Genomic DNA, 25,958 nt, shown 5'->3' on the forward strand with positions numbered 1-25,958 from the left:
CCGGTGGCGCTACGCTTACCGGGCTTTTTTACGAGCTGAAAACGTGAACACATTAGAACAAACAATTGGCAATACGCCTCTGGTGAAATTACAACGTCTGGTGCCGGATAACGGCAGTGAAATTTGGGTCAAGCTGGAAGGCAATAATCCCGCGGGTTCGGTGAAAGACCGCGCCGCGTTGTCGATGATCGTCGAAGCGGAAAAACGCGGAGAAATTAAGCCTGGCGACGTGCTGATTGAGGCGACCAGCGGTAATACCGGAATTGCGCTGGCAATGATCGCCGCGCTGAAGGGTTACCGCATGAAGCTGCTGATGCCAGACAACATGAGTCAGGAACGCCGTGCGGCGATGCGTGCTTATGGGGCTGAACTGGTTCTGGTGACCAAAGAGCAGGGGATGGAAGGGGCGCGCGACTTAGCCCTTGAGATGGCGCAGCGTGGAGAAGGTAAACTGCTCGATCAGTTCAATAATCCTGATAACCCGTACGCGCACTACACCACCACTGGACCCGAAATCTGGCAGCAGACATCAGGCCGTATCACGCATTTCGTTTCCAGTATGGGAACGACAGGCACGATTACCGGCGTGTCGCGTTTTCTGCGCGAGCAGGAAAAACCGGTCACCATCGTCGGTCTGCAGCCGGAAGAGGGCAGCAGCATTCCTGGCATTCGCCGCTGGCCAGTAGAATATATGCCGGGTATTTTTAACGCTTCGCTGGTGGATGAGGTGCTTGATATTCATCAGAACGATGCGGAAAACACCATGCGTGAACTGGCCGTGCGTGAAGGTATTTTTTGCGGTGTCAGTTCTGGCGGCGCGGTAGCGGGCGCGTTACGCGTGGCGCGCGCGACACCGGGGGCAGTGGTGGTAGCGATCATCTGCGATCGCGGCGATCGCTACCTTTCGACCGGCGTTTTTGGTGAGGAGCATTTCAACCAGGGCGCAGGGATTTAATTTGTCGGCCTGATAAGCGTAGCGCTATCAGGCAAAGGTACGACACTATGCCGGATGATGACGCAAAGCGTGTTATCCGGCCTGCCATGTTCAATCGTTACGTTTTTCTACCAGCTTATCAAGGAATTGCCACAGCTTCTCATTCATCTGCTGGTAATCACAGGCGCGCATCTCTTCCACAGAGCGGATGAAGCGTTTCCCTTTGGCTTCGGCAAGTTCTTGCTCAGAGTGCTGAATTAATCCTTCTACCGCTTCAGCGTTAAACTCCATATGGCACTGAAAACCATAGATGAAATTACCGTATTGCACGATTTGTCGCGGGCAGCCCTCGCTTGCGGCAAGAATTGTCGCCTGGTCGGTTAACCCTGGCATGTCATTGTGCCAGTGACCGACGGTGAGCGGTGAGCCGAAATGGTTAAATAACGGATGCTGTTGGCCTGCCTCGGTGAGGACGATCGGGTAGTGACCTATCTCTTTTTCCGGACTTTGGCACACCTTCGCGCCCAGCGCTTCACCGATTAACTGCGACCCCAAACAGATGCCCACCACGATTTTTCGTGCCGAAATCGCCTGGTTAATCAGATGCTGCTCGGCCTGAGAGTCAAAGTATGGGCACTCTGCCAGCGTGGTGCGGGGTGACTGCGGGCCGCCAAATACCACCAGCATATCGAAGCCATCGGCATTAGCGGGGACCGTTTCTCCGGCGTAAACGCGTGACCAGGTGATAGTATAGCCGCGTGATTCGGCCCACGGCAGGTACGCGCCAGCAGATTCGAAAGACTCATGAATAACAAAATGAACTCGCACTTTTTCTCTCCTGTTAGCGCTTTAGCGCCTGGTGAATATCAGCCGCCAGCTTGTTAATGTCGCTGTCAGTTAAGGTTGACAGCGTAATGCGCAGGCCGTGCGCAGGCGTATTGACGCCAAACACTTCGCCTTCACGTACCAGCCAGCCAGATTTTGCCAACGCAAAAGCGGTCGCCTGGCTGTTATTTTCCAGCGGTAGCCATAGATTCAGCCCGTCACCGGCGGGCAGATCAATGCCATGTTGGCGCAGAGCCGCTGCCAGTTTTTGTTGCTGGGCAGCGTAAAACTGCTGAGTTTGCGCCAGCGTGTATTGATACGTCTCGTCACTCAGGCAGGCGCAGGCTAAATCCTGGAGCAGATGGCTGACCCACTGACTGCCGGAGTTGAGCCGTAAACGCAGTTTTCCGGAAGTGAGCGGATCGCTGGCCACAATGGCCAGGCGTAAATCCGGGCCTAACGTTTTTGACATCGAGCGGACAACCGCCCAGTGCGTGGTTTCCTTAGCTATTACCGGATACCAGCGGCAAGCGGACAACAGCGCAAAGTGGTCGTCGACGATCACCAGCGTTTGCGGATAGCGAGCCAGGATTTCCTGCAATTGCGCCGCACGGGATGCGCTCAGACTGCATCCTGTAGGGTTGTGCGCGCGCGGCGTCAGAATCACCGCCCGCGCGCCTTTCTGAAGCGCGGTTTCCAGCATGTCTGGCTGCATGCCTTCGCGGTCAACGCTGACCGGACTGGCGGAGAAACCGGCATAGCGCAGCATGTTTATGCTACTCAAAAAGCACGGATCTTCTACGGCAACGCTGTCGCCAGGCAGTAAATGGGCGCACAGCAGCCGCTCAATGGCATCAATGGCGCCACTGGTGATATCAATTTCACCCTTGCAAGGCATTACATCCCGCATCCACTGCGCGGCCCATGCTTTAAGTCCTGGCGAGACGGCAGCATCACCATACAACCGCGGATTCTTATTTATCTTCGCGAAATAACTACTCAGATCGGGAAGACGCGAGGGCGCAGGATTACCGCCGGAAAGATCGATAAGCGGGGTATCCGGATCACCGCCTTCCAGCGCAACGGGGGCAGAAATTTCTTTGATCACCGTGCCATTGCGTCCCAGACTTTGTGCCAACCCGGAGGTGACCAGGCGTTTATAAGCCGCTGCGACAGTATTACGGTTGACGTTTAATGCCGTTGCCAGTTCACGTACTGGCGGTAACGTTTCGCCCGCTGCCAGCGTGCCTGTAGCGACATGTTGACGAATACTGTCAAAAATTTCGCTAGCGGTTTTTCCGTCGATCATTATTGACCTATGACAAAATGAATTTTAGCATATGACGATAATAGTGAGGCGTAAGCCCGCTGTCCAGCGAGAGGAGAAATTTATGGAGCAGGGGAGTGATATTCAGTCGGTGCTCTTCGACGACAAGCATCGGGCGTTACAGACCGATATCGTCGCCGTCCAGTCACAGGTGGTGTATGGCAGCGTAGGCAACAGCATCGCTGTTCCGGCCATTAAGGCGCAGGGATTACGCGTGACGGCAGTCCCTACGGTGCTGTTCAGTAATACCCCGCATTATGAAACCTTTTACGGCGGCGTTATTCCGCCCGACTGGTTTAGCGGTTATCTCCGCGCCTTAAATGAGCGTGATGCTTTACGCGAGCTAAAGGCGGTGACCACGGGCTATATGGGGAGCGCGGAGCAAATCGCCTTGCTGGCGCAGTGGCTGGAAACGGTGCGGGCTACGCATCCGGCACTGTGCATTTTGGTCGATCCGGTCATTGGCGATACGGACAGCGGCATGTATGTGAAAGCTGAAATTCCGCAAGCTTATCGCAAGCACCTGTTGCCGCTGGCTCAGGGGCTGACGCCGAACGTGTTTGAGCTACAAATGCTGAGCGGAAAACCGTGTCGTACGCTTGATGAAGCTATCGCGGCGGCACAATCGCTGCTCACCGACACGCTGAAATGGGTGGTGATTACCAGCGCGCCGGGGGATAGCGAAGAGATTATTAACGTTGCGGTGGTGACGGCTGAAACGGTTGAGGTGCTGGCCCACCCGCGGGTGAAAACGGATCTGAAGGGGACTGGCGATTTGTTCTGTGCTGAGCTGGTGAGCGGTATTGTGTTGGGTAAAGCGCTGACGACCGCGACGCACGACGCCGCACAGCGGGTGCTGGACGTGATGACGTGGACCAACCTGTGCGGTTGTGATGAATTAATTCTGCCACCGGCAGAGGAGGCGCGATGAAAAGTTACCGGCTGGTGGTTCGCCAGAATGGGCGTATGGTTGGACATTTTGACACCAGCGGGGCTGCAGCGCTGGAAGATATCTGCGTGGCGCGGGCGATGTTTGGTATTACGGGTGGCTACGATTGTGAACTGTTAGTGGCGGATTCGGAACGACGGATGTTGGAAAGCGGGCCGGAGGGAATGAAAATCCTGATGCGCGAAGCGTGTTACCGACCGGTCATCTCACAAATTTAACGCTTTTCCGACCTACAAAAAATCGTTGTCGGGGTATACATATATAAAAGAATGGCGCCATCAGGCGCCATTCTTCTCTGCAACAAGAATTACTTCTTGATGCGGATAACCGGAGTTTCACCCACCGTCACGCTACCGGACAGTTTGATCAGCTCTTTGATTTCGTCCATGTTGGAGATAACAACCGGAGTCAGGGTAGACTTGGCTTTTTCTTCCAGCAGCGGCAGATCGAATTCAATAACCGGGTCGCCCACTTTCACGCGTTGACCTTCTTCAGCGATGCGTTTAAAGCCTTCGCCTTTCAGTTCAACGGTATCAATACCGAAGTGAACAAACAGCTCAATGCCGCTGTCGGATTCGATAGAGAAAGCGTGGTTGGTTTCAAAGATTTTGCCGATGGTGCCATCAACAGGGGCGACCATTTTGTTACCGGTTGGTTTGATAGCGATGCCATCACCAACGATTTTTTCAGCAAAAACTACATCCGGCACGTCTTCGATGTTGACGATCTCGCCAGAGAGCGGAGCAACAATCTCAATAGTTCCGGTGTCTTTCTTATCATCAGAAACCAGAGATTTCAGTTTATCGAACAAACCCATGATCTTCTCCTAAGCAGTAAATTGGGCCGCATCTCGTGGATTAGCAGATTGTTTTTTCTTCAATGAACTTGTTAACCAGCGTCATTAACTCGTCCGTTGTCGGTTGAGCAAGAGCCTGCTCTGCTAACACCTTCGCATCTTCGAAGTTCGTGTTACGGATAATCTTCTTAATGCGCGGGATAGAAATGGCGCTCATAGAGAATTCGTCCAGACCCATCCCCAGCAACAGAAGTGTAGCACGTTCGTCGCCTGCAAGCTCACCACACATGCCAGTCCATTTGCCTTCCGCATGAGAAGCATCAATAACTTGCTTGATCAGCGTCAGTACAGATGGTGACATCGGTTGGTAAAGGTGTGAAATCATATCATTACCACGGTCAACTGCCAGGGTGTACTGCGTTAAATCATTGGTGCCGATACTAAAGAAATCAACTTCTTTGGCTAAATGACGCGCAATTGTTGCCGCTGCCGGTGTTTCCACCATCACGCCAATCTCAATGCTTTCGTCAAATGCTTTACCTTCGTCGCGCAGTTCCTGTTTGTAGATTTCGATCTCTTTGCGCAGTGCACGCACTTCTTCAACAGAGATGATCATTGGGAACATGATGCGCAGTTTGCCGAAAGCAGAGGCGCGCAGAATTGCGCGAACCTGGTCACGCAGGATCTCTTTACGATCCATGGCGATACGCACAGCACGCCAGCCCAGGAACGGGTTCTCTTCTTTCGGGAAGTTCATGTACGGCAGCTCTTTATCGCCGCCGATGTCCATGGTACGGACGATGACCGCCTGAGAGCCACAGGCTTCAGCAACGGCTTTATACGCAGCAAACTGTTCTTCTTCAGTTGGCAGCGATTCACGGTCCATGAACAGGAATTCGGTACGGTACAGACCCACACCTTCAGCGCCGTTACGCTCAGCGCCTTCAACGTCACGAACGGTGCCGATGTTGGCGCAAACTTCAACCTGATGTCCGTCCAGCGTGATAGCCGGCAGATCTTTCAGCTTAGCGAGTTCCGCTTTCTCGGTAGCAACCTGCTCCTGAACGGCACGCAGTTGCTCAATAACGTCGTTGGTCGGATTGACGTAAACCTGGTTGTTTACGGCATCCAGAATCAGATAATCGTCGTTTTTCACCTGAGAGGTGACGCTACCCGTACCAACGATGGCAGGTAGTTCTAAAGAACGCGCCATGATAGAGGTATGGGAAGTACGTCCACCCGCGTCAGTAATGAAACCCAGCACCTTGTTCAGGTTCAGCTGTGCGGTTTCTGACGGGGTCAGGTCAGCGGCTACCAGGATAACTTCGTCCTGAATCGCGCTCAGGTCGATAATTGCCAGACCCAGGATATTACGCAGCAGGCGTTTACCGATATCACGTACGTCAGCCGCACGTTCTTTCAGGTATTCATCATCCAGCTCTTCCAGGGCTGTGGCCTGACCTTCGATAACTTCATGCGCAGCTGCATCAGCCGTCATGTGCTTATCTTTAATCAGGGCTATGATTTCCTGCTCCAGCTCCTCATCTTCGAGCAGCATAATATGCCCTTCAAAGATGGCTTCTTTTTCTTCACCGAACGTTTCACCAGCTTTAGTTTTGATCGCTTCCAGTTGCGCAGATGCCTTGGCACGACCGCTCAGAAAACGTTCAACTTCCTGATCAACCTTGTCGGCAGAAATTTTTTTCCGGTCAATGACGATCTCGTCTTCTTTCAGCAGCAATGCTTTACCGAAAGCGATACCCGGGGATGCTAAAATGCCTGAAATCATAACCCTACCTTACTTGTGACTGATATTTAAAAGAACTCGTTGAACTTACTCGAGTTCAGCCATCAGTTTAACCAGATGCTCAACTGCTTTCTGCTCGTCTTCACCTTCTGCGGACAGGGTGACAACGGTACCCTGAGTCAGGCCCAGAGTCTGCAGTTTAAACAGGCTTTTGGCGCTAGCGCTTTTGCCGTTGGAAGTCACAGTAATTTCAGAAGAAAAGCCTTTTGCTTCTTTAACAAACTGAGCAGCAGGGCGAGTATGCAGACCGTTCGGAGCGGTAATGGTAACTTCTTGCTGGAACATTATATTTCCCCAACTTATAGGTTTAGTGTTGTGGAACTAAAGTCTAGCCTGGCGGCTCAACTTTAGCCTGTATTGTTAGCATCGGCGTAAACTGGACGCGACACAAAAGGAGTTCGGTGCAATCCGTTGCTGGCAACTTCTTGCCGCTGACGTTTCGTTCGTCATTAAACATTATGCCGCGAAAGGAAGAGTTGAACCAAATCATAAAATCGATTCAGCTAGCGCTTTTCCTGTAACGATTAATTTCGCGCATCAAAATAATTAGTTTGGTTAAATACCAGTTCCGGCGGGTTGAATCAATGCCAGGAGAGGTGAAACTTTGAAGCAGGCCACAAAAAAGCACCCAAAAGGGTGCTTTTTTACGCGTTTTTAACATGCTGGCATTACTGTTGCAGTTCTTTCTCTGTGAAGAGATCGGCAAACAGTGCAGTGCTCAGATAACGCTCACCCGATGACGGTAGGATAACCACAATATTCTTATTGGTAAAGGTTTCATCTTCCTGGAGCTTAAGCGCGGCAGCAACCGCTGCGCCGGAAGAGATCCCCGCCAGAATACCTTCTTCTTCCATCAGGCGACGTGCAGTAGAAATCGCTTCATCATTGGTGATGGCAACGACTTTATCGATAAGCTTCAGATCAAGGTTGCCAGGAATGAAGCCTGCGCCGATGCCCTGAATTTTATGCGGGCCTGGTTTAAGTTCTTCACCCGCCAGGGCCTGGGCGATAACAGGGGAGTCGGTAGGTTCAACCGCAACGGTGATCAGGTCGGTTTTACCTTTGGTGCCTTTAATGTAACGGGTCACGCCAGTCAACGTACCGCCGGTACCTACGCCGGAAATAAAGACATCAACCTGGCCATCGGTATCTTCCCAGATTTCCGGGCCGGTGGTTTTTTCATGGATTTCCGGGTTCGCCGGGTTGCTGAACTGCTGCAGCAACAAAAATTTTTCCGGATCGCTGGCGACGATTTCTTCCGCTTTCTGGATTGCGCCCTTCATGCCTTTTGCGCCTTCGGTCAGTACCAGGTTCGCGCCCAGCGCTTTTAAGAGCTTGCGGCGCTCAATGCTCATGGTTTCCGGCATGGTCAGCGTCAGTTTGTAACCGCGAGCGGCGGCGACGTAAGCCAGTGCAATACCGGTGTTACCGCTGGTCGGTTCTACCAGCTCAACGCCCGGTTTCAGCACACCACGTTTTTCGGCATCCCAAATCATATTGGCACCGATACGGCATTTGACGCTGAAGCTCGGGTTGCGTGATTCCACCTTCGCCAGAATGCGTCCGTTACCGATACGGTTCAGTCGAACCAGCGGCGTATGACCGATAGTCAGCGAGTTATCTTCAAAAATCTTACTCATGGCCTGTCCTTAACTGTATGAAATTGGGATACCGCTTCAGCATACCTGTTGAGAAAGTATGGGGAAGTAAGGAATTCGCATATCTATATGCTGATGAGAAATAATGCGTAGCAGTATGGAATAAGAGCGGGCATAAGCCAGCCCGCTTTTACACATTTTTGCATTACTTCCATAACGCGTGCTTAGCACGATAGCAGTCTACCCACATCGCCGTGGCACCACAAACCGCGACCGGCATGATGAACAGGTTGAGCACCGGAATCATGGTGAACAGACTGGTTAACGCGCCAAATTGCATATTGGTTACCTTGCGTGTGCGCAGCGCGACGCGCATCTCTTTAAAAGGCACCTTATGGTTATCAAACGGATAATCGCAGTACTGAATGGCCAGCATCCACGCGCTGAACAGGAACCACAGCAACGGGGCGACGGTCTGCCCAATGCCTGGAATAAAATAGAGGATCAGCAACACGAAGGCGCGCGGGAGATACCACGCCAGCTTTTGCCATTCGCGTTTCATAATGCGCGGAACGTCTTTCATGATGCCGAGAACGCCGGTGTCAGGCGGCGTGGCGCCCGTTAAGCGTGCTTCCAGCTGTTCCGCCAGCAGACCGTTAAACGGTGCGGCAATCCAGTTAGCAATAGTCGAGAACAGATAGCCGAATACCAACAGCACGGAGACAGTCACAATCGGCCACAGTAAATAGCTGAGCCACTGAAGCCAGTCAGGGACGTGGCTCATCAGCGCGGGGATCCAGCTATCGAGTTGTGTAAATAACCACCAGAATGCGCCGCCCATCAGCAGGATATTCACCAGTAAAGGCAGGATAACAAACCGACGAATGCCCGGTTGAGTGATGAGCTTCCATCCCTGAGAAAAGTAATATAGGCCGCTGCGAGGTACAACTGCAGATGATGAAACCATGGTCAGGACATACTCCTTGTTATATAAGCTCTGGTAAACTTTGCGTATCTTACCGGGTTGTTGAGCGTTAAGCTGTTCGGAAATGTTCGAAAAAACAGCAAAAAGCACAATTTTGTTCATCTTTATGCTGTGAAAGCCAAGAGTACACTTGCACTTGGCGTAATCGACAAATACTCTTAGTGAGTAAATGTTTGCCGTGGTGGCAAGGTGTTAGAACAACAGAGAATATAATGATGCAGGATTTGCGTCTGATATTAATCATTGTTGGCGCGATCGCCATAATCGCTTTACTGGTACATGGTTTTTGGACTAGCCGTAAAGAGCGGTCTTCTATATTCCGCGATCGCCCACTGAAACGCATGAAGTCTAAACGTGAAGACGAGGATTCGTTCGACGACAACGTCGAGGAAGACGAAGGCGTGGGCGAAGTTCGCGTTCATCGTGTGAATCATGCTCCCGGTAATGCGCAGGAACATGGGGTTCCTCCTCAGTCGCCGCAACACCAGTACCAGCCGCCTTATGCGTCTGCTCAGCCGCGTCAATCCGCGCAGCAGCCTGCACAAGCGTCGGTACCGCCGCCGCATGTTCAGCAGCCGCCGCAGCCTGTACAACCGCAGCAGCCGGTGCAACATCAGCCTGTTCAGCAGCAACCTGCGCAACAGCCGATGCAGCATCAACCCGCTGCGCCGCAGGTTCAGCAACCCGTGCAGCAAGCCCCGCAACCTGCGCCGCAGACCTTCCAGCCAGCTGAGCCTGTCGTTGAACATCAACCGCAGCCTGAGCCAGTAGTAGAAGAAGCGCCTGTTGCTGAAAAACCGCAGCGTAAAGAAGCGGTCATCATTATGAACGTTGCTGCGCATCACGGTAGCGAGCTCAACGGTGAAGTGCTGCTCAACAGCATTCAGCAGGCCGGTTTCAAATTTGGTGATATGAATATTTTCCATCGCCATTTGAGCCCGGATGGCAGCGGTCCGTCGCTGTTTAGCCTTGCCAATATGGTTAACCCGGGAACGTTTGACCCAGAAATGACGGGCGACTTCAGCACTCCTGGCGTGACCATTTTTATGCAGGTTCCGTCCTACGGGGACGAGCTGCAAAACTTTAAGCTGATGCTGCAGTCCGCACAGCACATTGCCGATGAAGTGGGCGGTGTGGTGCTCGACGATCAACGTCGCATGATGACGCCGCAGAAACTGCGCGAGTATCAGGACCGCATCCGCGAAGTTAAAGAATCTCACGCCTGATTTTCCTCTGGCGTGACATCTCCTTGCTAAACCCCCGCCTGTCGGGGGTTTTTTATCATTGATGGTGCGATATGGAATCAATCGAACAACAACTGACAGAACTGCGAACCACGCTTCGCCATCATGAGTATCTCTACCATGTGATGGACGCGCCGGAAATTCCTGATGCGGAGTACGATCGCCTGCTGCGTGAACTGCGCGAGCTGGAAGCACAGCATCCGGACCTTATTACCCCCGACTCGCCAACCCAGCGCGTTGGCGCCGCTCCGTTAACGGCGTTTAGCCAGATTCGCCATGAAGTGCCAATGCTGTCGCTGGATAACGTATTTGATGAAGAGAGTTTTCTGGCCTTCAACAAGCGCGTTCAGGACAGGCTGAAGAGTACCGATAAACTGACCTGGTGCTGTGAGCTGAAGCTGGACGGGCTGGCGGTCAGTATCCTGTATGAAAACGGTGTGCTGGTTAGTGCCGCAACGCGTGGTGATGGCACCACGGGTGAGGACATTACTTCTAACGTGCGCACCATTCGCGCGATCCCGTTAAAACTGCGTGGCGATAACATTCCGACGCGTCTGGAAGTGCGCGGTGAAGTGTTCCTGCCGCAGGCCGGATTTGAAAAAATTAACGCAGAGGCCCGTCGCACGGGTAACAAAGTTTTTGCTAACCCGCGTAACGCGGCGGCTGGGTCATTGCGTCAGCTTGATCCGCGTATCACAGCGAAGCGACCGCTTACTTTCTTCTGCTATGGCGTGGGTGTGCTGGAAGGCGGCGTACTGCCTGATACTCACCTGGGCCGCCTGCTGCAATTTAAAGAGTGGGGATTGCCGGTAAGCGACAGAGTCATGCTTTGCGACTCTCCGGAGGAAGTACTCGCTTACTATCATAAAGTTGAAGAAGACCGACCAACGCTGGGATTTGATATCGACGGCGTGGTTGTCAAAGTCAATTCTATGGCGTTGCAGGAACAACTGGGCTTTGTTGCCCGCGCACCGCGTTGGGCGGTGGCCTTTAAGTTCCCGGCGCAGGAGCAGATGACCTTTGTGCGTGATGTTGAGTTTCAGGTCGGACGTACCGGGGCGATTACGCCCGTTGCCCGCCTTGAGCCGGTCCAGGTTGCCGGGGTGCTCGTCAGTAACGCAACGCTGCACAACGCTGACGAAATCGAGCGGTTAGGTTTGCGTATCGGCGATAAAGTCGTCATTCGCCGCGCGGGTGATGTTATCCCGCAGGTGGTGAACGTCGTGCTTTCCGAACGCCCGGAAGATACTCGCGAAATTGTGTTCCCAGAGCATTGTCCGGTTTGTCACTCTGACGTTGAACGTGTCGAAGGCGAAGCGGTCACTCGCTGCACCGGTGGTTTAATCTGTGGGGCTCAGCGGAAGGAGTCGCTGAAACACTTTGTTTCCCGCCGCGCGCTCGACGTTGACGGTATGGGCGACAAAATAATCGATCAACTGGTCGAAAAAGAGTATGTCCATACGCCAGCGGATCTCTTCACCCTGACCGCAGGTAAACTGACTGGTCTTGATCGTATGGGGCCGAAATCGGCACAAAACGTGGTGAATGCGTTGGAAAAAGCGAAGGCAACGACGTTTGCCCGTTTCCTCTACGCGCTGGGAATTCGCGAAGTCGGCGAAGCCACGGCGGCAGGTCTGGCGGCGCATTTCGGCACCCTCGAGGCGCTGGAAGCAGCCTCTATTGAAGAGCTGCAAAAAGTGCCGGATGTCGGCATTGTGGTAGCGACCCACGTATTTAATTTCTTTGCCGAAGAGAGCAACCGCGAGGTGATCGTGCAACTGCTGGCGCAGGGGATTAACTGGCCAGCGCCGGTGGTCATTAACGCTGAAGAAATCGACAGTCCCTTCGCGGGTAAAACAGTGGTGCTGACCGGGAGTCTGAGCCTGATGTCACGCGATGACGCCAAAGCGCGACTCACCGAGCTGGGCGCAAAAGTGGCGGGCAGCGTATCGAAGAAAACCGATCTGGTGATTGCCGGTGAAGCGGCGGGCTCGAAACTGGCGAAAGCGCAGGAGCTTGGGATTGCCGTGATCGATGAAGCTGAAATGATCCGCTTGCTGGGTGCCTGAGATGGAAAAAGAGCAGCTGGTTGAAATCGCCAATACCGTGATGCCCTTTGGCAAGTATAAAGGTCGTCGGCTGATTGATGTACCAGAAGAGTATCTGCTGTGGTTTGCCCGAAAGGATGAGTTCCCGCCGGGCAAGCTCGGCGAACTGATGCAAATCACGCTGCTGATTAAAACTGAGGGGCTGACGCAACTGGTGCAGCCCCTGAAACGCCCGCTTTAAGCCTTCGCGGCGCGGCTTTTCTGCTGCGCCTGTAATGCATCCGTCTGCTGCTTGTAGCGACGCGCCAGCACGGCGCACGCCATCAGCTGTATCTGGTGGAAGATCATCAACGGCAGCACCATCATCCCAATCACCGACGTCGGGAACAGAATATTTGCCATTGGGATCCCGTTCGCCAGGCTCTTTTTCGAACCGCAGAACACAATGGTGATTTCATCGGCTTTGTTGAAGCCGCATTTACGCGCAACAAAGACGTTTATACCAATCACGACGGCCAGCAGGATGATGCTGACCACCACGATAAACAGCAATGAACCCACCCCCACTTTATGCCAGATCCCGTTAACCACGGCTTCACTGAAGGCGGAGTACACCACCAGCAAAATAGAGGATTGATCCGTTTTCGCGATCCATTTTTTATGTCGTGATACCCAGTTTCCAATCCACGGACGCGAAAGGTGACCCAGTACAAACGGCAGCAACAGCTGCAGCATGATTTTTCCTACCTGCTCCAGACTGCCTTCTGCGCCGTGCATATTCATCACTAGCCCGACCAGCAGCGGCGAAAGAAAAATACCCAGCAGGCTGGAAGCAGAAGCAGAACATACGGCGGCGGCAACGTTACCGCCTGCCAGCGACGTAAAGGCGATGGCTGACTGCACCGTGGCGGGCAAAATACACAGGTACAGGAAACCGGTGTACAGCATTGGGTCAACGTTGACCGGCGCCCACCAGGCGAAAAGAACGCCCAGAACCGGGAAGACAACAAACGTGCTGCACATTACCCACAGATGCAAACGCCAGTGGCTACCGCCAGCAATAATGGCCTCACGAGAGAGCTTCGCCCCGTGCATAAAAAACAGCAGGGCAATGGCGGCGGTGGTTAAGCCTTCAAAGAAAGGCACAAAGCCACCCTCGGCCGGGAAAAAGGACGCCAGCAAAACAACCGTAATCAGCGTTATCGTGAACGGATCAAGGATACGAAAAAGTTTCATAAAAGCTCCTGAAATTCGGTAGTAACATTTTGCGTTTTTCCGTTTGAGAAATAAAATTGATTTATTGCATCCATATATGAATCGAATAGATGAATTACTCTCTGCGTCAGCTGCGTATCTTTGTTACCGTCGCTCAGGCCAAAAGTTTTAGCCGGGCGGGGGATATCATTGGCTTAAGCCAGTCGGCGGTCAGCCATAGCGTTAAAGAGCTTGAAGCGCAGACGGGTGTGCGCCTGTTGGACAGAACGACGCGGGAAGTGGTGCTGACGGAAGCTGGCCATCAGCTGGCGGCGCGTCTGGAACGCATTCTGGACGAACTGCACAGCACCTTGCGTGAAGCAGGCCAGGTAGGGACGCAGTTAACCGGGACGGTCAGAGTGGCTGCCAGTCAGACTATCTCGGCGCACCTTATTCCCCAGTGTATTGCCCAGAGCAATCAGCTTTATCCGGCGATCGATTTTGTGCTGCACGACCGGCCACAGCAATGGGTACTGGAAAGTATTCGCCAGGGAGAAGTCGATTTTGGCATTGTGATTGATCCCGGCGCCGTGACTGATTTGCAGTGTGAAGCCGTGCTGTCCGAACCTTTCTTGTTGCTGTGTCGGCAGGACCATCCTTTAGCCCAGCGGGAATGGGTAAACTGGCAGGATCTCTACCATGAGCGTCTGGTGCTACAGGATTATGCTTCCGGCAGTCGGCCGCTGATCGATGCGGCGCTGGCCCACTTTTCCATTGATGCCAATATTGTTCAGGAGATTGGTCACCCGGCCACGCTGTTCCCGATGGTTGAGGCGGGAATTGGTATTAGCGTACTCCCCGCGCTGGCGCTCCCTTTACCGCAGGGCAGTCATCTGCAGGTGAAGCGTCTGACGCCGGTGGTTGAACGGCAACTGATGCTGGCGCGACGTAAAAACCGTTCTTTATCGACCGCGGCTCAGGCGTTATGGGACGTGGTGCGGATGCAGGCCAGTGAATTAACCGCCGGTCGTGCTAGCGATCCTTTGTATCAGATATAAATATCGACCCGATGTGGATCGGTAGCATTGTTGACGCCGCTAGCTTTTCTTTGTTCGGCGCTTTGCTTTTGCTGTGACTCCTCGGCCTGCTGGCGCAACAATTGAGCCAGCTGTGCTTGTAACATCTTGATTTGAGTCTGAATAAGCTCCTGCTGCTCGCGCTTCTGCTCAACACTGCCACTGCTATTGGGGATATCTTTGAGCTGCTGGGTTAGCTTGGTTATCTTATGGGTGATTTGTGCAATCTGTGCGGAGATATCATTCCCGGCTGATGCTTTTCCACCGCCGCTACTGCTTTGAACAGTTGGGGTGGAAACGTTGATAGTTGTCATACGGATCCCTCGTGCCATAAAACATGAGTATCGGCATCAGCGAACAGAACTTCAGCAATAATACGGCCGAGTGGAGTTTAATCATAAAAATCCCAAACCTTAATGTATCTGTTTTCCTGTGCCATTTCTGGCTCGAAAATAATGTGATTTCAGGCTGATTTAGCGCACCTCATCGATACCGATTTACTATCGGTTGTCGGGATAAACGGTATTGGTAATCGATTGCGTAGTCTCGCTATAACTGTGCTGTACGCTACGTCATTTTCGATTACTCAGTGTTAAGGACATCTTATGAGCCACTCTCTTTTCTCGCAAAACCCATGGTACAGCGCCGATATTATTCGTGGTTACAAACCTGATTTCACGCCGCGTGTAGCTTTTATCCTTGGTTCTGGTCTGGGCGCGCTGGCGGATCAAATTGAGGATGCGGTGGCCATCTCTTACGAGAAACTACCGGGTTTCCCGGTGAGTACCGTACACGGTCATGCCGGTGAACTGGTGCTGGGAAATCTGGCAGGCGTACCGGTGGCCTGTATGAAAGGACGTGGACATTTCTATGAAGGGCGGGGCATGACGGTGATGACGGATGCCATTCGTACGCTGAAGCTGCTGGGCTGTGAGCTGCTGTTTTGCACGAATGCCGCAGGTTCTTTGCGTCCCGAAGTCGGACCAGGTCGTCTCGTTGCGCTTAGCGATCACATCAATACGATGCCGGGTACGCCGATGGTAGGGCCAAACGATGAGCGTTTTGGTGAGCGATTCTTTTCACTGGCGAATGCCTATGATGCTGACTACCGCGCGGTCCTGCAAACCGTTGCCGCTGAGGAAGGGTTCCCACTGAGTGAAGGGGTTTTTGTCTCTTATCCGGGACCGAACTTTGAAACCGCGGCAGAAATCCGCATGATGCAAATTATCGGTGGTGACGTGGTGGGGATGTCGGTGGTGCCGGAAGTTATCTCTGCGCGCCACTGCGGTCTGAAAGTCGTTGCGGTGGCAGCCATCACGAATTTGGCGGAAGGTCTGGGTGATGTGAAATTATCTCACGCACAGACGCTGGCGGCAGCGGAACTGTCCCGGCAGAATTTCATCAATCTGATCTGCGGCTTCTTGCGCAAACTGGCCTGAATAATTAAAAAATGACCCCGCTTGCGGGGTCTTACTTTTTTGGCAAGGAACGGAAAAATGGGTATCGCATCTCGCTTAAAGCTCATGTCGTTTTTGCAATATTTCATCTGGGGAAGCTGGCTGGTAACCCTGGGTTCTTACATGATTAACACCCTGGATTTTACCGGTGCCAACGTCGGTATGGTTTACAGTTCAAAAGGGCTGGCGGCGATTATCATGCCGGGCATTATGGGTATCATTGCCGATAAATGGCTACGTGCCGAGCGCGCTTACATGCTCTGCCATCTGGTGTGTGCTGGCGTGTTGCTATACGCCACAACCGTTACCGATCCCCAGACAATGTTCTGGGTGATGTTGGTTAACGCGATGGCGTATATGCCGACAATAGCGTTATCGAACAGCGTTTCATACTCGTGCCTGGCGCAATCGGGTCAGGATCCGGTCATTGCGTTCCCGCCAATTCGTGTGTTCGGCACGATAGGTTTTATTGTGGCGATGTGGACGGTCAGCCTGATGGGATTGGAGTTGAGTAGCGCGCAGCTGTATATCGCGTCAGGTGCTTCATTGCTGCTGGCGTTATACGCTCTTACATTACCCAAAATTCCGGTTGCCGAGAAAAAAGAGTCCGCCACGCTTGCCAGCAAACTGGGGCTGGACGCCTTTGTCCTGTTTAAAAAACCGCAGATGGCAATCTTCTTTTTGTTTGCGATGATGCTGGGGGCGGTGCTGCAAATTACCAATGTCTTTGGTAATCCGTTCCTGCATGATTTTGCCCGTAACCCAGAATTCGCCGACAGTTTTGTGGTGAAGTACCCCTCCATTTTGCTTTCGGTTTCGCAAATGGCTGAGGTAGGCTTTATTCTCACAATCCCGTTCTTCCTCAAACGCTTTGGCATTAAGACGGTGATGCTGATGAGCATGCTGGCATGGACGCTGCGCTTTGGCTTTTTTGCCTTTGGCGATCCGTCACCGTTTGGTTTTGTGCTGCTGCTGATGTCGATGATTGTCTACGGCTGTGCGTTTGATTTCTTCAATATTTCAGGGTCGGTATTTGTTGAGCAGGAGGTTAGCTCAACTATTCGCGCCAGTGCGCAGGGGCTGTTTATGACGATGGTAAACGGCGTTGGCGCATGGGTGGGTTCAATCCTGAGCGGTATAGCGGTGGACTATTTTTCTGTTGATGGTGTTAAAGATTGGCAGACAATCTGGCTGGTCTTTGCCGCCTATGCGCTGGCCCTGGCAGTTATCTTTGCATTGTTCTTTAAATACAATCATGAGCCTGAACGACGGGTACAGAAATCACCGGCACATTAACGTCCCATTAGCGGCGGGTTCCGATACCCGTCGTTTCATTTTCTGCGAGCCAATATGGTAACTTTGCGCATTACCCTTATTTCAGGAGCGCATTATCCATGGAACGCACGCACCGCATCGATCTGAAGTTACTGCGTTATTTTCTTGCTGTTGCAGAAGAACTGCATTTTGGACGCGCTGCTGCTCGCCTGAATATGTCGCAACCGCCGCTCAGTACCCATGTTAAAGAGCTGGAACAGCAGCTCGGGACTTTGCTATTTATCCGTCATTCCCGCAGCGTAGCGTTAACCCACGCTGGAAAGATATTGATGGAAGAGTCGCGCCGACTGTTATCCAGCGCCAATCAGGCGCTGGCGAGAGTGGAGCAGATTGGTCGCGGTGAGGCAGGGCGAATTGAACTCGGGGTCATCGGTACTGCGATGTGGGGAAAAATGCGCCCGGTAATGCGGCGTTTTCTGAAAGATAATCCCAACGTGGAGGTGCTTTTTCGCGAGAACATGCCCGCGATGCAGATGACGATGCTGGAACGCCGTGAACTGGATGCGGGAATTTGGCGGATGGCTACGGAGCTTTCCCCCGGGTTTACCAGTTTGCGTTTGCATGAGTCCTCTTTTCTGGTTGCCATGCCTGAAGAACATCCTCTTACCGCCAGTGAATTCGTTCCTCTGGAGGCGTTGAGAAATGAATATTTTGTCACGATGCCCTCCATTCATACCGACTGGGCATTTTTGCAGCGCGTATGCCTGAGCGCTGGATTTTCACCGATGATTATTCGTGAGGTGAGGGAGCCGCAAACGGTGCTGGCGATGATCAGCATGGGGATTGGTATTACGTTGATTGCTGACAGTTATGCGCAGATGAGCTGGCCGGGTGTGGTATTCCGACCATTAGAGGAACGTATTCCGGCGGATTTGTATATTGTGTATGACCAACAGCAGGCGACGCCCGCGCTGGAGAAACTGGTGGCAGCATTGACGGTATGATGACTGTGCCGGATGGCGACTAACGTCTTATCCGGCCTACGCGTGCGGTATTGTCTGTAGGCCTGATAAGCGCAGCGCATCAGGCAAGCAGGTTGGAATCTTATAAATCGCAGATAGCAAAAAGGCGCCTTTAGGGCGCCTTTTTACATTGGTGGGGCGTGCAGGATTCGAACCTGCGACCAATTGATTAAAAGTCAACTGCTCTACCAACTGAGCTAACGCCCCGAAGTGGTGGGTGATGACGGGATCGAACCGCCGACCCCCTCCTTGTAAGGGAGGTGCTCTCCCAGCTGAGCTAATCACCCACTTCGGTACTTCAATTTTATCGTAAGAAATCCAGCTGGCGAGAAAGTGGTGGGTGATGACGGGATCGAACCGCCGACCCCCTCCTTGTAAGGGAGGTGCTCTCCCAGCTGAGCTAATCACCCACTTCTCAATTTCTTACTCTACACGGCGGAGACTACATAAAGTAGTTGGTGGGTGATGACGGGTTCGAACCGCCGACCCCCTCCTTGTAAGGGAGGTGCTCTCCCAGCTGAGCTAATCACCCCCGCTGTGTGGAGTCGCATTATAGGGAGAGTTGAAAATGAGTCAACGCATTTTCTAAAGAAATTGTTCGTTCGTCGTAAATTTAAACAAAACGATCGCAAAACAATCCATGCGGCATGATTTGTATACGAAAATGGCAAAGCGTGATGTTCCAACCCGATCAACATTGAGGAATCAGACCACAGTGATAGAATACGAGCCTGATAATCTTCCCTGGATTTGCCGGTTGTCGGCATCTTTATAAACGTAAGGCCATTTCATGAAAATCAAAACTCGCTTCGCGCCAAGTCCGACAGGTTACCTGCACGTCGGCGGTGCGCGTACTGCTCTTTATTCCTGGCTTTTTGCACGTAACCATGGCGGTGAGTTTGTGCTGCGTATTGAAGACACCGATCTCGAACGCTCCACGCCGGAAGCTATTGAAGCCATTATGGATGGCATGAACTGGCTGAATCTGGAATGGGATGAAGGCCCGTACTTCCAGACCAAACGTTTTGATCGCTACAACGCTGTGATTGATGAGATGCTGGAAGCAGGTACTGCATATAAATGCTACTGCTCCAAAGAGCGTCTGGACGCGCTGCGCGAAGAGCAAATGGCGAACGGTGAAAAACCGCGTTACGACGGCCGCTGCCGCCACGGCCACGAACATCACGCTGCTGATGAACCTTGCGTGGTGCGTTTTGCCAACCCGCAGGAAGGTTCCGTTATTTTTGACGACCAGATCCGTGGGCCGATCGAATTCAGCAACCAGGAGCTGGACGATCTGATCATCCGCCGTACCGACGGTTCCCCGACCTACAACTTCTGCGTTGTGGTTGACGACTGGGATATGGAAATCACTCACGTCATTCGTGGTGAAGACCATATCAACAATACTCCACGTCAGATCAACATCCTGAAAGCGCTGAATGCGCCGGTACCGGTTTATGCGCACGTGTCGATGATCAACGGCGACGATGGTAAAAAACTCTCCAAACGTCACGGTGCGGTCAGCGTTATGCAGTATCGCGACGACGGTTACCTGCCGGAAGCGCTGCTGAACTATCTGGTGCGTCTGGGCTGGTCCAGCGGCGATCAGGAAATCTTCACTCGTGAAGAGATGATCAAACTGTTCTCCCTTGGTGCAGTGAGCAAATCTGCCAGTGCGTTCAACACCGAAAAATTGCAGTGGTTGAACCATCACTACATTAATGCGCTGGCGCCGGAATATGTGGCAACGCATCTGCAATGGCACATTGAGCAGGAAAATATCGATACCCGCGTTGGTCCGCAGCTGTCAGAGCTGGTTAAACTGCTGGGCGAGCGTTGCAAAACGCTGAAAGAAATGGCGCAGAGCTGCCGCTATTTCTACGAAGACTTTGCTGAGTTCGATGCTGACGCGGCGAAGAAACACCTGCGTCCGGTAGCGCGTCAGCCGCTGGAAGTGGTTCGCGACAAGCTGGCTGCGATTAGCGAGTGGACGGCAGAAAACGTGCACCACGCGATTCAGGCAACTGCTGATGAGCTGGAAGTGGGTATGGGTAAAGTTGGGATGCCGCTGCGCGTAGCCGTTACCGGGGCAGGTCAGTCTCCGGGATTAGACGTCACGGTGCATGCGATTGGTAAATCCCGCAGCATTGAGCGTATTAATAAAGCGCTGGCATTTATTGCTGAGCGTGAAAGCCAGCAGTAAGACCGATAGACCGATGAAACAACGGCAGGAGTGCATCCTGCCGTTTTTTTTGCCTGTTATTCAGACTCATCAATATCCAACCGGGCAAGAAAATTACGAATACCTTCGCGCGAGATAAACTGCCACAACTTTTCTTGTTCCGTAGGGGACATGTTGTCCAAAGAGCTAATTATCTGGCGACAGGCGTGGCTGCGCACCACGGGGGTGTATTCTGCCAGCGATTCTTCAGCCTGATAAACCTCAGGGACTTTGCGAAAAGCCGGAATATTGAGCAGAAACGTGCGGACGCTGGAGTCGATATGAATCAGCCTTGCACGACCACCTTTAACGCCGGGAAATTTTTCGGTGGTCCAGTTTTGTTCCCTGATCCAACGATTGACGGTTTGTTTGGCAACCCCGAGACATTCCGCCAGTTCTTCGGTCGTCATTTTGCTGCGTAATTTTTTCATATTATTTGTTTTCGCGGATCCCTAAGCGTTGTAATAAACCCGTAATGCCTTCACGCAGGATCAGAGACGTAAACATTTTCTGTTCTGACGGCGTCATCTCTTTGGCGAGTCTAATCAGCAGTGCCTCAATAGAAGTATCGCCGGATAACGATAAGTTATCTGACAAACCTTCGGCTGAACGCTCAGCGCTGCGAATGTATTCACGAACTTGTTCGGTGACGTGAACCAGTCGGGCTTTACCGCCCTGTACGCCAGGTTTTGGTGATGTAGCCCAACCCTCCTTGCGCACCCATTTATTGATGGTCTGTCGGCTGTATCCGGTCAGATTAGCAAGTTCTTCTGGCGTCATCCGTTCCTTGAACATAACGATTCCCTGAATAGTCGTGGGGTTAATTAGTGGCTCATTTTATAGCACCATTTTAGTAGAAACCGTGACGCGTTTAACTACTGAATGCGAGTTGTTACGCAATGTTCTTCATTTGACTGCTTTTTCAGCGATTGAATTCTTTGAGTTAATTTTGCCGTTGACACACGCGAAGGGAATTCATATGATGCCGCCCGTCAACTCGACAAGCTTTACGTTGTGGGGCTATAGCTCAGCTGGGAGAGCGCTTGCATGGCATGCAAGAGGTCAGCGGTTCGATCCCGCTTAGCTCCACCAAATTTAATCCCAATAAATTTGGTACATACGTAAAAGCATCGTGGGGCTATAGCTCAGCTGGGAGAGCGCTTGCATGGCATGCAAGAGGTCAGCGGTTCGATCCCGCTTAGCTCCACCAAAATTGAAACCCTCGCTGAAAAGCGGGGGTTTTTTGTTTCTGTATCTTGCACAGTCTGTGCCTGTATCTCTTTGGATTGCTAAATAGCAGGCATAAAAAAGCCGGGGAATCCCCGGCCTTTTCACTACGACGTTGTCTTACGCTTACAGCACCAGTGCTGCGATAGATGCAGACAGTACGCTCACCAGCGTAGAGCCATACACCAGCTTCAGACCAAAGCGGGAAACCACGTTACCTTGCTCTTCGTTCAGGCCTTTAATCGCACCGGCGATAATACCAATAGAAGAGAAGTTAGCGAAGGAGACCAGGAATACAGAGATGATGCCTTCTGCGCGCGGAGACAGCGTGGAGGCGATTTTCTGCAGGTCCATCATCGCAACGAATTCGTTGGAAACCAGTTTAGTTGCCATGATACTGCCCACCTGCAGCGCTTCGCTGGACGGCACACCCATTACCCATGCAACCGGGTAGAAGATGTAACCCAGGATGCCCTGGAAGGAGATGCTGTAGCCAAACCAACCGGTCACGGTCGCGAACAGGGCGTTCAGGGCAGCGATCAGCGCGATGAAACCAATCAGCATCGCCGCAACGATAATTGCCACTTTGAAACCCGCCAGGATGTATTCACCCAGCATTTCGAAGAAGCTCTGGCCTTCGTGCAGGTTAGACATCTGGATATTTTCTTCGCTGGCATCAACGGTGTACGGGTTGATAAGCGACAGTACGATAAAGGTGCTGAACATGTTCAGAACCAGCGCTGCAACAACGTACTTCGGCTCCAGCATGGTCATGTACGCGCCGACGATAGACATGGAAACGGTTGACATCGCCGTTGCAGCCATGGTGTACATACGGTTGCGAGACATTTTGCCGAGAATATCTTTATAGGCGATAAAGTTCTCGGACTGACCCAGGATCAGCGAGCTGACGGCGTTGAAGGATTCCAGCTTGCCCATACCGTTCACTTTGGATAACAGGAAACCAATTGCGCGGATGACAACCGGCAGAACACGGATATGCTGCAAAATACCGATCAGCGCGGAAATGAAGACGATCGGGCAAAGCACTTTCAGGAAGAAGAATGCCAGGCCTTTATCGTTCATGCTGCCGAAGACAAAGTTTGTTCCTTCATTAGCGAATCCGAGAAGTTTCTCAAACATCTCGGAGAAGCCTCTCACGAAGCCCAGACCAACATCAGAGTTCAGGAAGAACCATGCCAGTAACACTTCAATAACAAGCAACTGAATAACATAACGAATGCGGATTTTTTTACGGTCACTGCTTACCAGCAGTGCGAGTACCGCAACCACGGCAAGGGCCAGGACAAAATGAAGAACACGGTCCATATTTGCTCCAAATATGAGGCAGGTTTAGTTTTCGTGCACATTCTATGTAACAACCATAAAGAAAACGAGATCAAACACACACTATAATAAGGACCTGTGACGAGATTCAAAATTAGTGATCGGTGATACACTTCTGTTATGTTTAGTATGGAAGTGAAAAGTTATGTCATTGTGCTAATCTCATAACAATAATTAAACATTTCACCGGTTTTTCCAGAATCCTTATCGATCCATAGACAAACGCTATCAGAGAAATCAACTTCACCCATTAAAATGAATTTGATAATCATTCTCAACAGGCGTAGCTTGAAACATAGCAAAGGCTATGTTTCTGAGGCACTAAAATGACTAACGATCGCGTTGAGAGTAGCAGTGGACGGGCAGCGCGCAAGTTGAAGCTCGCATTAATGGGACCTGCGTTCATCGCGGCGATCGGCTATATCGATCCGGGTAACTTTGCCACCAATATCCAGGCCGGGGCCAGCTTTGGCTACAAACTGCTGTGGGTAGTGGTCTGGGCAAACCTGATGGCGATGCTGATCCAGGTGCTGTCGGCAAAACTGGGTATTGCTACGGGTAAAAACCTGGCGGAGCAAATTCGCGATCATTATCCTCGCCCGGTGGTGTGGTTCTACTGGGTGCAAGCCGAAATTATCGCCATGGCGACGGACCTTGCTGAATTTATAGGCGCCGCGATTGGCTTCAAGCTGATCCTCGGCGTTTCCTTATTACAAGGGGCCGTGCTCACCGGGATTGCGACGTTCTTAATTCTGATGCTGCAGCGTCGCGGGCAAAAGCCGCTGGAAAAAGTCATCGGCGGCCTGCTGCTGTTTGTGGCTGCGGCTTACATTGTGGAGCTGGTTTTTTCGCAACCGAACTTCGCGCAGCTTAGTAAGGGAATGGTGATCCCAAGCCTGCCTAATTCTGAGGCGGTGTTCCTGGCAGCCGGGGTGCTCGGCGCGACTATCATGCCGCACGTCATTTATCTGCACTCTTCCTTAACCCAACATCTGCACGGCGGAACGCGTCAACAGCGCTATGCGGCCACGAAATGGGATGTGGCTATCGCCATGACGATTGCCGGATTTGTCAATCTGGCGATGATGGCGACGGCTGCCGCAGCATTTCATTTTAGCGGGCATACCGGTATTGCCGATCTCGATCAGGCGTATCTGACCCTTGAACCGCTGTTGAGTCACGCTGCGGCGACGGTGTTTGGTTTAAGCCTGGTGGCTGCGGGGCTCTCTTCTACCGTGGTCGGTACGCTGGCGGGGCAGGTGGTGATGCAAGGATTTATCCGCTTTCACATTCCGCTATGGGTACGCCGCACCGTTACCATGATGCCATCATTTATTGTGATTTTGATGGGATTGGATCCGACCCGCATTCTGGTGATGAGCCAGGTATTGCTTAGTTTCGGTATTGCGCTGGCACTGGTGCCGCTGCTGATCTTCACCAGCAACAGTCAACTGATGGGCGATTTGGTAAATACCCGCTGGGTAAAACAACTGGGCTGGGTGATTGTTGTGTTGGTGGTGGCACTCAATATCTGGCTACTGGTGGGAACCGCGCTCGGTTTGTAGTAGGGTTTGCTTTTGCTTATGGTTACCCGGATGTACCGGGTAACCATGGCATTTATTTTTTATTCAGGTGGCTACGGTAGGTATCCAGTACCACTGCAACGATAATAACCGCTCCTGTGATAAAGCGTTTTGTAGGCTCGCTTGCCCCAACTTGCGCCAGCCCTGCAGCCAGAACGGAAATAATTAAGGCGCCAAGAAAAGTGCAGATAATTGAACCTCGTCCTCCCATCAAGCTTGTGCCACCAATCACGACAGCAGCAATAACCTGTAGCTCCATGCCAACACCACTATTCGGGTCAGCGGCCTCAAGACGTGCCACCTGAAACAGTGAAGCCAGACCGGATAATCCCCCCATAAGCGCAAATACAGCGATCTTATAAGGTCCAGGATTAATGCCTGATAATCGAACTGCTTCTTCATTGGTACCAATACCAATTAAATGGCGGCCAAATACGGTTCGGGTTAATACCAGATGCCCGACAATAATGACTACAATAGCAATAATAAAAGACGGGGAGACGCCGAAGAAAATGGGGTCGGCCAGGTAGTCATAAATCGAACCGATATAAGCCGTTCGCGAATCAGTCAACTGGTATGCTGCTCCACGAGCCATTTCCAGCACCCCGAGAGAGACGATAAATGCCGGAATACGCCAGGCTACAGTAATCAAGCCTGTTAACGCCCCAACCAGTGTTGCGAGCGCTATACCAGAGAGGGCAGCTAGCCATGGCGACCACTGGAAATTTAAATAAGTAACGCTTACTACTGCGGCGGCAAGAGCCAGTAGCGACCCCACGGAAAGGTCGATACCGGCAATAATTAATATAAATGTCATCCCCACCGACATAACGATTAAGTCAGGGATTTGATTCGCAATAGTACTAAAAGTATTCATGCTCAGGAAATGCGTACTGAGGCATGAAAAGAGCACGATCATCGCTAATAATGCTCCGAGTAGCCCGATGTAGCTACTTAACCCTGTCCATGACGTCTGGGCGTTTCCCTTCTCTGCTGCCGTTTGTTTTGTCGCTAAGTTATTCTTCATTTTTTATCCCCGG

The 25,958-nt window shown here is 52.1% G+C and carries 26 protein-coding genes and 6 tRNA genes; 15 read left to right on the top strand and 17 right to left on the bottom strand.

Annotated features, from left to right (window positions below; translation table 11 throughout):
• The first annotated feature begins 43 nt into the window (after nt 1-43).
• The gene (gene cysM, locus WHR59_RS06790) at nt 44-955 is read left to right on the top strand and encodes a cysteine synthase CysM (RefSeq protein ID WP_043017132.1); all 912 of its coding nucleotides are present in this window, start codon (nt 44-46) and stop codon (nt 953-955) included.
• 90 nt (nt 956-1,045) lie between these two features.
• Here cysM and WHR59_RS06795 read toward each other — a convergent pair whose 3' ends face one another.
• Both WHR59_RS06795 and ptsJ read right to left on the bottom strand, forming a co-directional pair.
• A complete protein-coding gene (locus WHR59_RS06795) occupies nt 1,046-1,762 on the bottom strand; it encodes a type 1 glutamine amidotransferase (RefSeq protein WP_043017131.1) in 717 nt (238 codons plus the stop codon).
• A gap of 13 nt (nt 1,763-1,775) precedes the next feature.
• Nucleotides 1,776-3,068 (bottom strand): transcriptional regulator PtsJ, encoded by a 1,293-nt coding sequence (gene ptsJ / locus WHR59_RS06800; protein WP_338843753.1) that lies wholly within the window; start codon nt 3,066-3,068, stop codon nt 1,776-1,778.
• An 82-nt stretch (nt 3,069-3,150) separates the two neighbouring features.
• Between ptsJ and pdxK the strand changes: the two genes are divergently transcribed.
• Both pdxK and WHR59_RS06810 read left to right on the top strand, forming a co-directional pair.
• Nucleotides 3,151-4,017 carry a pyridoxine/pyridoxal/pyridoxamine kinase gene (gene pdxK, locus WHR59_RS06805; RefSeq protein WP_338843754.1) on the top strand — a complete coding sequence of 289 codons (867 nt, stop codon included), beginning with the start codon at nt 3,151-3,153 and terminating at the stop codon, nt 4,015-4,017.
• Nucleotides 4,014-4,253, top strand: coding sequence for a hypothetical protein (locus tag WHR59_RS06810; protein ID WP_043017128.1), 240 nt, complete (start codon nt 4,014-4,016; stop codon nt 4,251-4,253). The genes pdxK and WHR59_RS06810 overlap by 4 nt, the downstream gene beginning before the upstream one ends.
• 89 nt (nt 4,254-4,342) lie before the next feature.
• On the opposite strand, the gene crr is transcribed toward WHR59_RS06810, so the two are convergent.
• The 5 genes from crr to cysZ form a co-directional block, all read right to left on the bottom strand.
• Nucleotides 4,343-4,852 carry a PTS glucose transporter subunit IIA gene (gene crr / locus WHR59_RS06815; protein ID WP_000522253.1) on the bottom strand — a complete coding sequence of 170 codons (510 nt, stop codon included), beginning with the start codon at nt 4,850-4,852 and terminating at the stop codon, nt 4,343-4,345.
• Between the two features lie 40 nt (nt 4,853-4,892).
• A complete protein-coding gene (ptsI, locus tag WHR59_RS06820; protein ID WP_008785405.1) occupies nt 4,893-6,620 on the bottom strand; it encodes a phosphoenolpyruvate-protein phosphotransferase PtsI in 1,728 nt (575 codons plus the stop codon).
• Between the two features lie 45 nt (nt 6,621-6,665).
• Entirely contained in the window at nt 6,666-6,923 is a 258-nt protein-coding gene (ptsH, locus tag WHR59_RS06825) for a phosphocarrier protein Hpr (RefSeq protein WP_043017126.1), read from the bottom strand.
• A 383-nt stretch (nt 6,924-7,306) separates the two neighbouring features.
• Nucleotides 7,307-8,278 carry a cysteine synthase A gene (gene cysK, locus WHR59_RS06830; protein WP_003038091.1) on the bottom strand — a complete coding sequence of 324 codons (972 nt, stop codon included), beginning with the start codon at nt 8,276-8,278 and terminating at the stop codon, nt 7,307-7,309.
• Nucleotides 8,279-8,441: 163 nt separating this feature from the next.
• A complete protein-coding gene (gene cysZ / locus WHR59_RS06835; protein ID WP_181231208.1) occupies nt 8,442-9,203 on the bottom strand; it encodes a sulfate transporter CysZ in 762 nt (253 codons plus the stop codon).
• A 230-nt stretch (nt 9,204-9,433) separates the two neighbouring features.
• Between cysZ and zipA the strand changes: the two genes are divergently transcribed.
• From zipA to WHR59_RS06850, 3 genes are all read left to right on the top strand, one after another.
• Nucleotides 9,434-10,447 (top strand): cell division protein ZipA, encoded by a 1,014-nt coding sequence (zipA, locus tag WHR59_RS06840; protein WP_338843755.1) that lies wholly within the window; start codon nt 9,434-9,436, stop codon nt 10,445-10,447.
• 71 nt (nt 10,448-10,518) lie between these two features.
• Nucleotides 10,519-12,534: an NAD-dependent DNA ligase LigA gene (gene ligA, locus WHR59_RS06845; protein ID WP_087050901.1), complete on the top strand. Its 2,016-nt coding sequence runs from the start codon at nt 10,519-10,521 to the stop codon at nt 12,532-12,534.
• Between the two features lies 1 nt (nt 12,535).
• Nucleotides 12,536-12,754 carry a DUF3820 family protein gene (locus tag WHR59_RS06850; protein ID WP_003038102.1) on the top strand — a complete coding sequence of 73 codons (219 nt, stop codon included), beginning with the start codon at nt 12,536-12,538 and terminating at the stop codon, nt 12,752-12,754.
• On the opposite strand, the gene WHR59_RS06855 is transcribed toward WHR59_RS06850, so the two are convergent.
• Nucleotides 12,751-13,749 (bottom strand): bile acid:sodium symporter family protein, encoded by a 999-nt coding sequence (locus WHR59_RS06855; RefSeq protein WP_043017122.1) that lies wholly within the window; start codon nt 13,747-13,749, stop codon nt 12,751-12,753. The two genes, WHR59_RS06850 and WHR59_RS06855, sit on opposite strands and share 4 nt — an antisense overlap.
• Nucleotides 13,750-13,838: 89 nt before the next feature.
• On the opposite strand from WHR59_RS06855, the gene WHR59_RS06860 reads away from it, so the two are divergent.
• Entirely contained in the window at nt 13,839-14,765 is a 927-nt protein-coding gene (locus tag WHR59_RS06860; protein WP_043017121.1) for a LysR family transcriptional regulator, read from the top strand.
• Here the strand turns inward: WHR59_RS06860 and WHR59_RS06865 are convergent.
• The gene (locus WHR59_RS06865; protein ID WP_100194636.1) at nt 14,756-15,097 is read right to left on the bottom strand and encodes a FlxA-like family protein; all 342 of its coding nucleotides are present in this window, start codon (nt 15,095-15,097) and stop codon (nt 14,756-14,758) included. The two genes, WHR59_RS06860 and WHR59_RS06865, sit on opposite strands and share 10 nt — an antisense overlap.
• A 291-nt stretch (nt 15,098-15,388) precedes the next feature.
• On the opposite strand from WHR59_RS06865, the gene xapA reads away from it, so the two are divergent.
• The 3 genes from xapA to WHR59_RS06880 all read left to right on the top strand — a co-directional run bounded on the left by xapA (nt 15,389) and on the right by WHR59_RS06880 (nt 18,519).
• Nucleotides 15,389-16,222: a xanthosine phosphorylase gene (xapA, locus tag WHR59_RS06870; protein ID WP_172863228.1), complete on the top strand. Its 834-nt coding sequence runs from the start codon at nt 15,389-15,391 to the stop codon at nt 16,220-16,222.
• 57 nt (nt 16,223-16,279) lie between these two features.
• On the top strand, nt 16,280-17,536 hold the full coding sequence (locus tag WHR59_RS06875) for a nucleoside permease (RefSeq protein WP_043017118.1): 1,257 nt from the start codon (nt 16,280-16,282) through the stop codon (nt 17,534-17,536).
• A 98-nt stretch (nt 17,537-17,634) separates the two neighbouring features.
• Entirely contained in the window at nt 17,635-18,519 is an 885-nt protein-coding gene (locus tag WHR59_RS06880; RefSeq protein ID WP_043017117.1) for a LysR family transcriptional regulator, read from the top strand.
• A gap of 149 nt (nt 18,520-18,668) precedes the next feature.
• Here WHR59_RS06880 and WHR59_RS06885 read toward each other — a convergent pair.
• The 4 genes from WHR59_RS06885 to WHR59_RS06900 form a co-directional block, all read right to left on the bottom strand.
• A tRNA-Lys gene (locus WHR59_RS06885) sits at nt 18,669-18,744 on the bottom strand.
• Between the two features lie 4 nt (nt 18,745-18,748).
• Nucleotides 18,749-18,824 (bottom strand) — tRNA-Val (locus WHR59_RS06890).
• 47 nt (nt 18,825-18,871) lie between these two features.
• Nucleotides 18,872-18,947, bottom strand: a tRNA-Val gene (locus WHR59_RS06895).
• Nucleotides 18,948-18,993: 46 nt separating this feature from the next.
• Nucleotides 18,994-19,069 (bottom strand) — tRNA-Val (locus WHR59_RS06900).
• A 258-nt stretch (nt 19,070-19,327) separates the two neighbouring features.
• Between WHR59_RS06900 and gltX the strand changes: the two genes are divergently transcribed.
• Nucleotides 19,328-20,743: a glutamate--tRNA ligase gene (gene gltX, locus WHR59_RS06905; protein WP_043017116.1), complete on the top strand. Its 1,416-nt coding sequence runs from the start codon at nt 19,328-19,330 to the stop codon at nt 20,741-20,743.
• 56 nt (nt 20,744-20,799) lie between these two features.
• Here gltX and WHR59_RS06910 read toward each other — a convergent pair whose 3' ends face one another.
• Nucleotides 20,800-21,192 carry a MerR family transcriptional regulator gene (locus WHR59_RS06910; protein WP_043017115.1) on the bottom strand — a complete coding sequence of 131 codons (393 nt, stop codon included), beginning with the start codon at nt 21,190-21,192 and terminating at the stop codon, nt 20,800-20,802.
• A 1-nt stretch (nt 21,193) separates the two neighbouring features.
• Nucleotides 21,194-21,556 (bottom strand): YfeC-like transcriptional regulator, encoded by a 363-nt coding sequence (locus tag WHR59_RS06915; RefSeq protein ID WP_006683575.1) that lies wholly within the window; start codon nt 21,554-21,556, stop codon nt 21,194-21,196.
• 221 nt (nt 21,557-21,777) lie between these two features.
• On the opposite strand from WHR59_RS06915, the gene WHR59_RS06920 reads away from it, so the two are divergent.
• Nucleotides 21,778-21,853 (top strand) — tRNA-Ala (locus WHR59_RS06920).
• Between the two features lie 42 nt (nt 21,854-21,895).
• Nucleotides 21,896-21,971 (top strand) — tRNA-Ala (locus WHR59_RS06925).
• A 143-nt stretch (nt 21,972-22,114) separates the two neighbouring features.
• On the opposite strand, the gene nupC is transcribed toward WHR59_RS06925, so the two are convergent.
• Complete coding sequence (nupC, locus tag WHR59_RS06930; RefSeq protein WP_042306965.1) at nt 22,115-23,317, bottom strand: nucleoside permease NupC; 1,203 nt, start codon at nt 23,315-23,317, stop codon at nt 22,115-22,117.
• 273 nt (nt 23,318-23,590) lie between these two features.
• On the opposite strand from nupC, the gene WHR59_RS24460 reads away from it, so the two are divergent.
• Together WHR59_RS24460 and WHR59_RS06935 are read left to right on the top strand one after the other, a co-directional pair.
• On the top strand, nt 23,591-23,665 hold the full coding sequence (locus tag WHR59_RS24460) for a hypothetical protein (RefSeq protein WP_418219455.1): 75 nt from the start codon (nt 23,591-23,593) through the stop codon (nt 23,663-23,665).
• Entirely contained in the window at nt 23,662-24,900 is a 1,239-nt protein-coding gene (locus WHR59_RS06935; protein ID WP_043017113.1) for an Nramp family divalent metal transporter, read from the top strand. Before WHR59_RS24460 ends, WHR59_RS06935 begins: the two co-directional genes overlap by 4 nt.
• Nucleotides 24,901-24,952: 52 nt before the next feature.
• On the opposite strand, the gene WHR59_RS06940 is transcribed toward WHR59_RS06935, so the two are convergent.
• Nucleotides 24,953-25,945: an ABC transporter permease gene (locus WHR59_RS06940; protein WP_087051275.1), complete on the bottom strand. Its 993-nt coding sequence runs from the start codon at nt 25,943-25,945 to the stop codon at nt 24,953-24,955.
• Between the last annotated feature and the right edge of the window lie 13 nt (nt 25,946-25,958).

This window comes from Citrobacter europaeus, assembly GCF_037482245.1.
Lineage (GTDB): Bacteria > Pseudomonadota > Gammaproteobacteria > Enterobacterales > Enterobacteriaceae > Citrobacter > Citrobacter europaeus.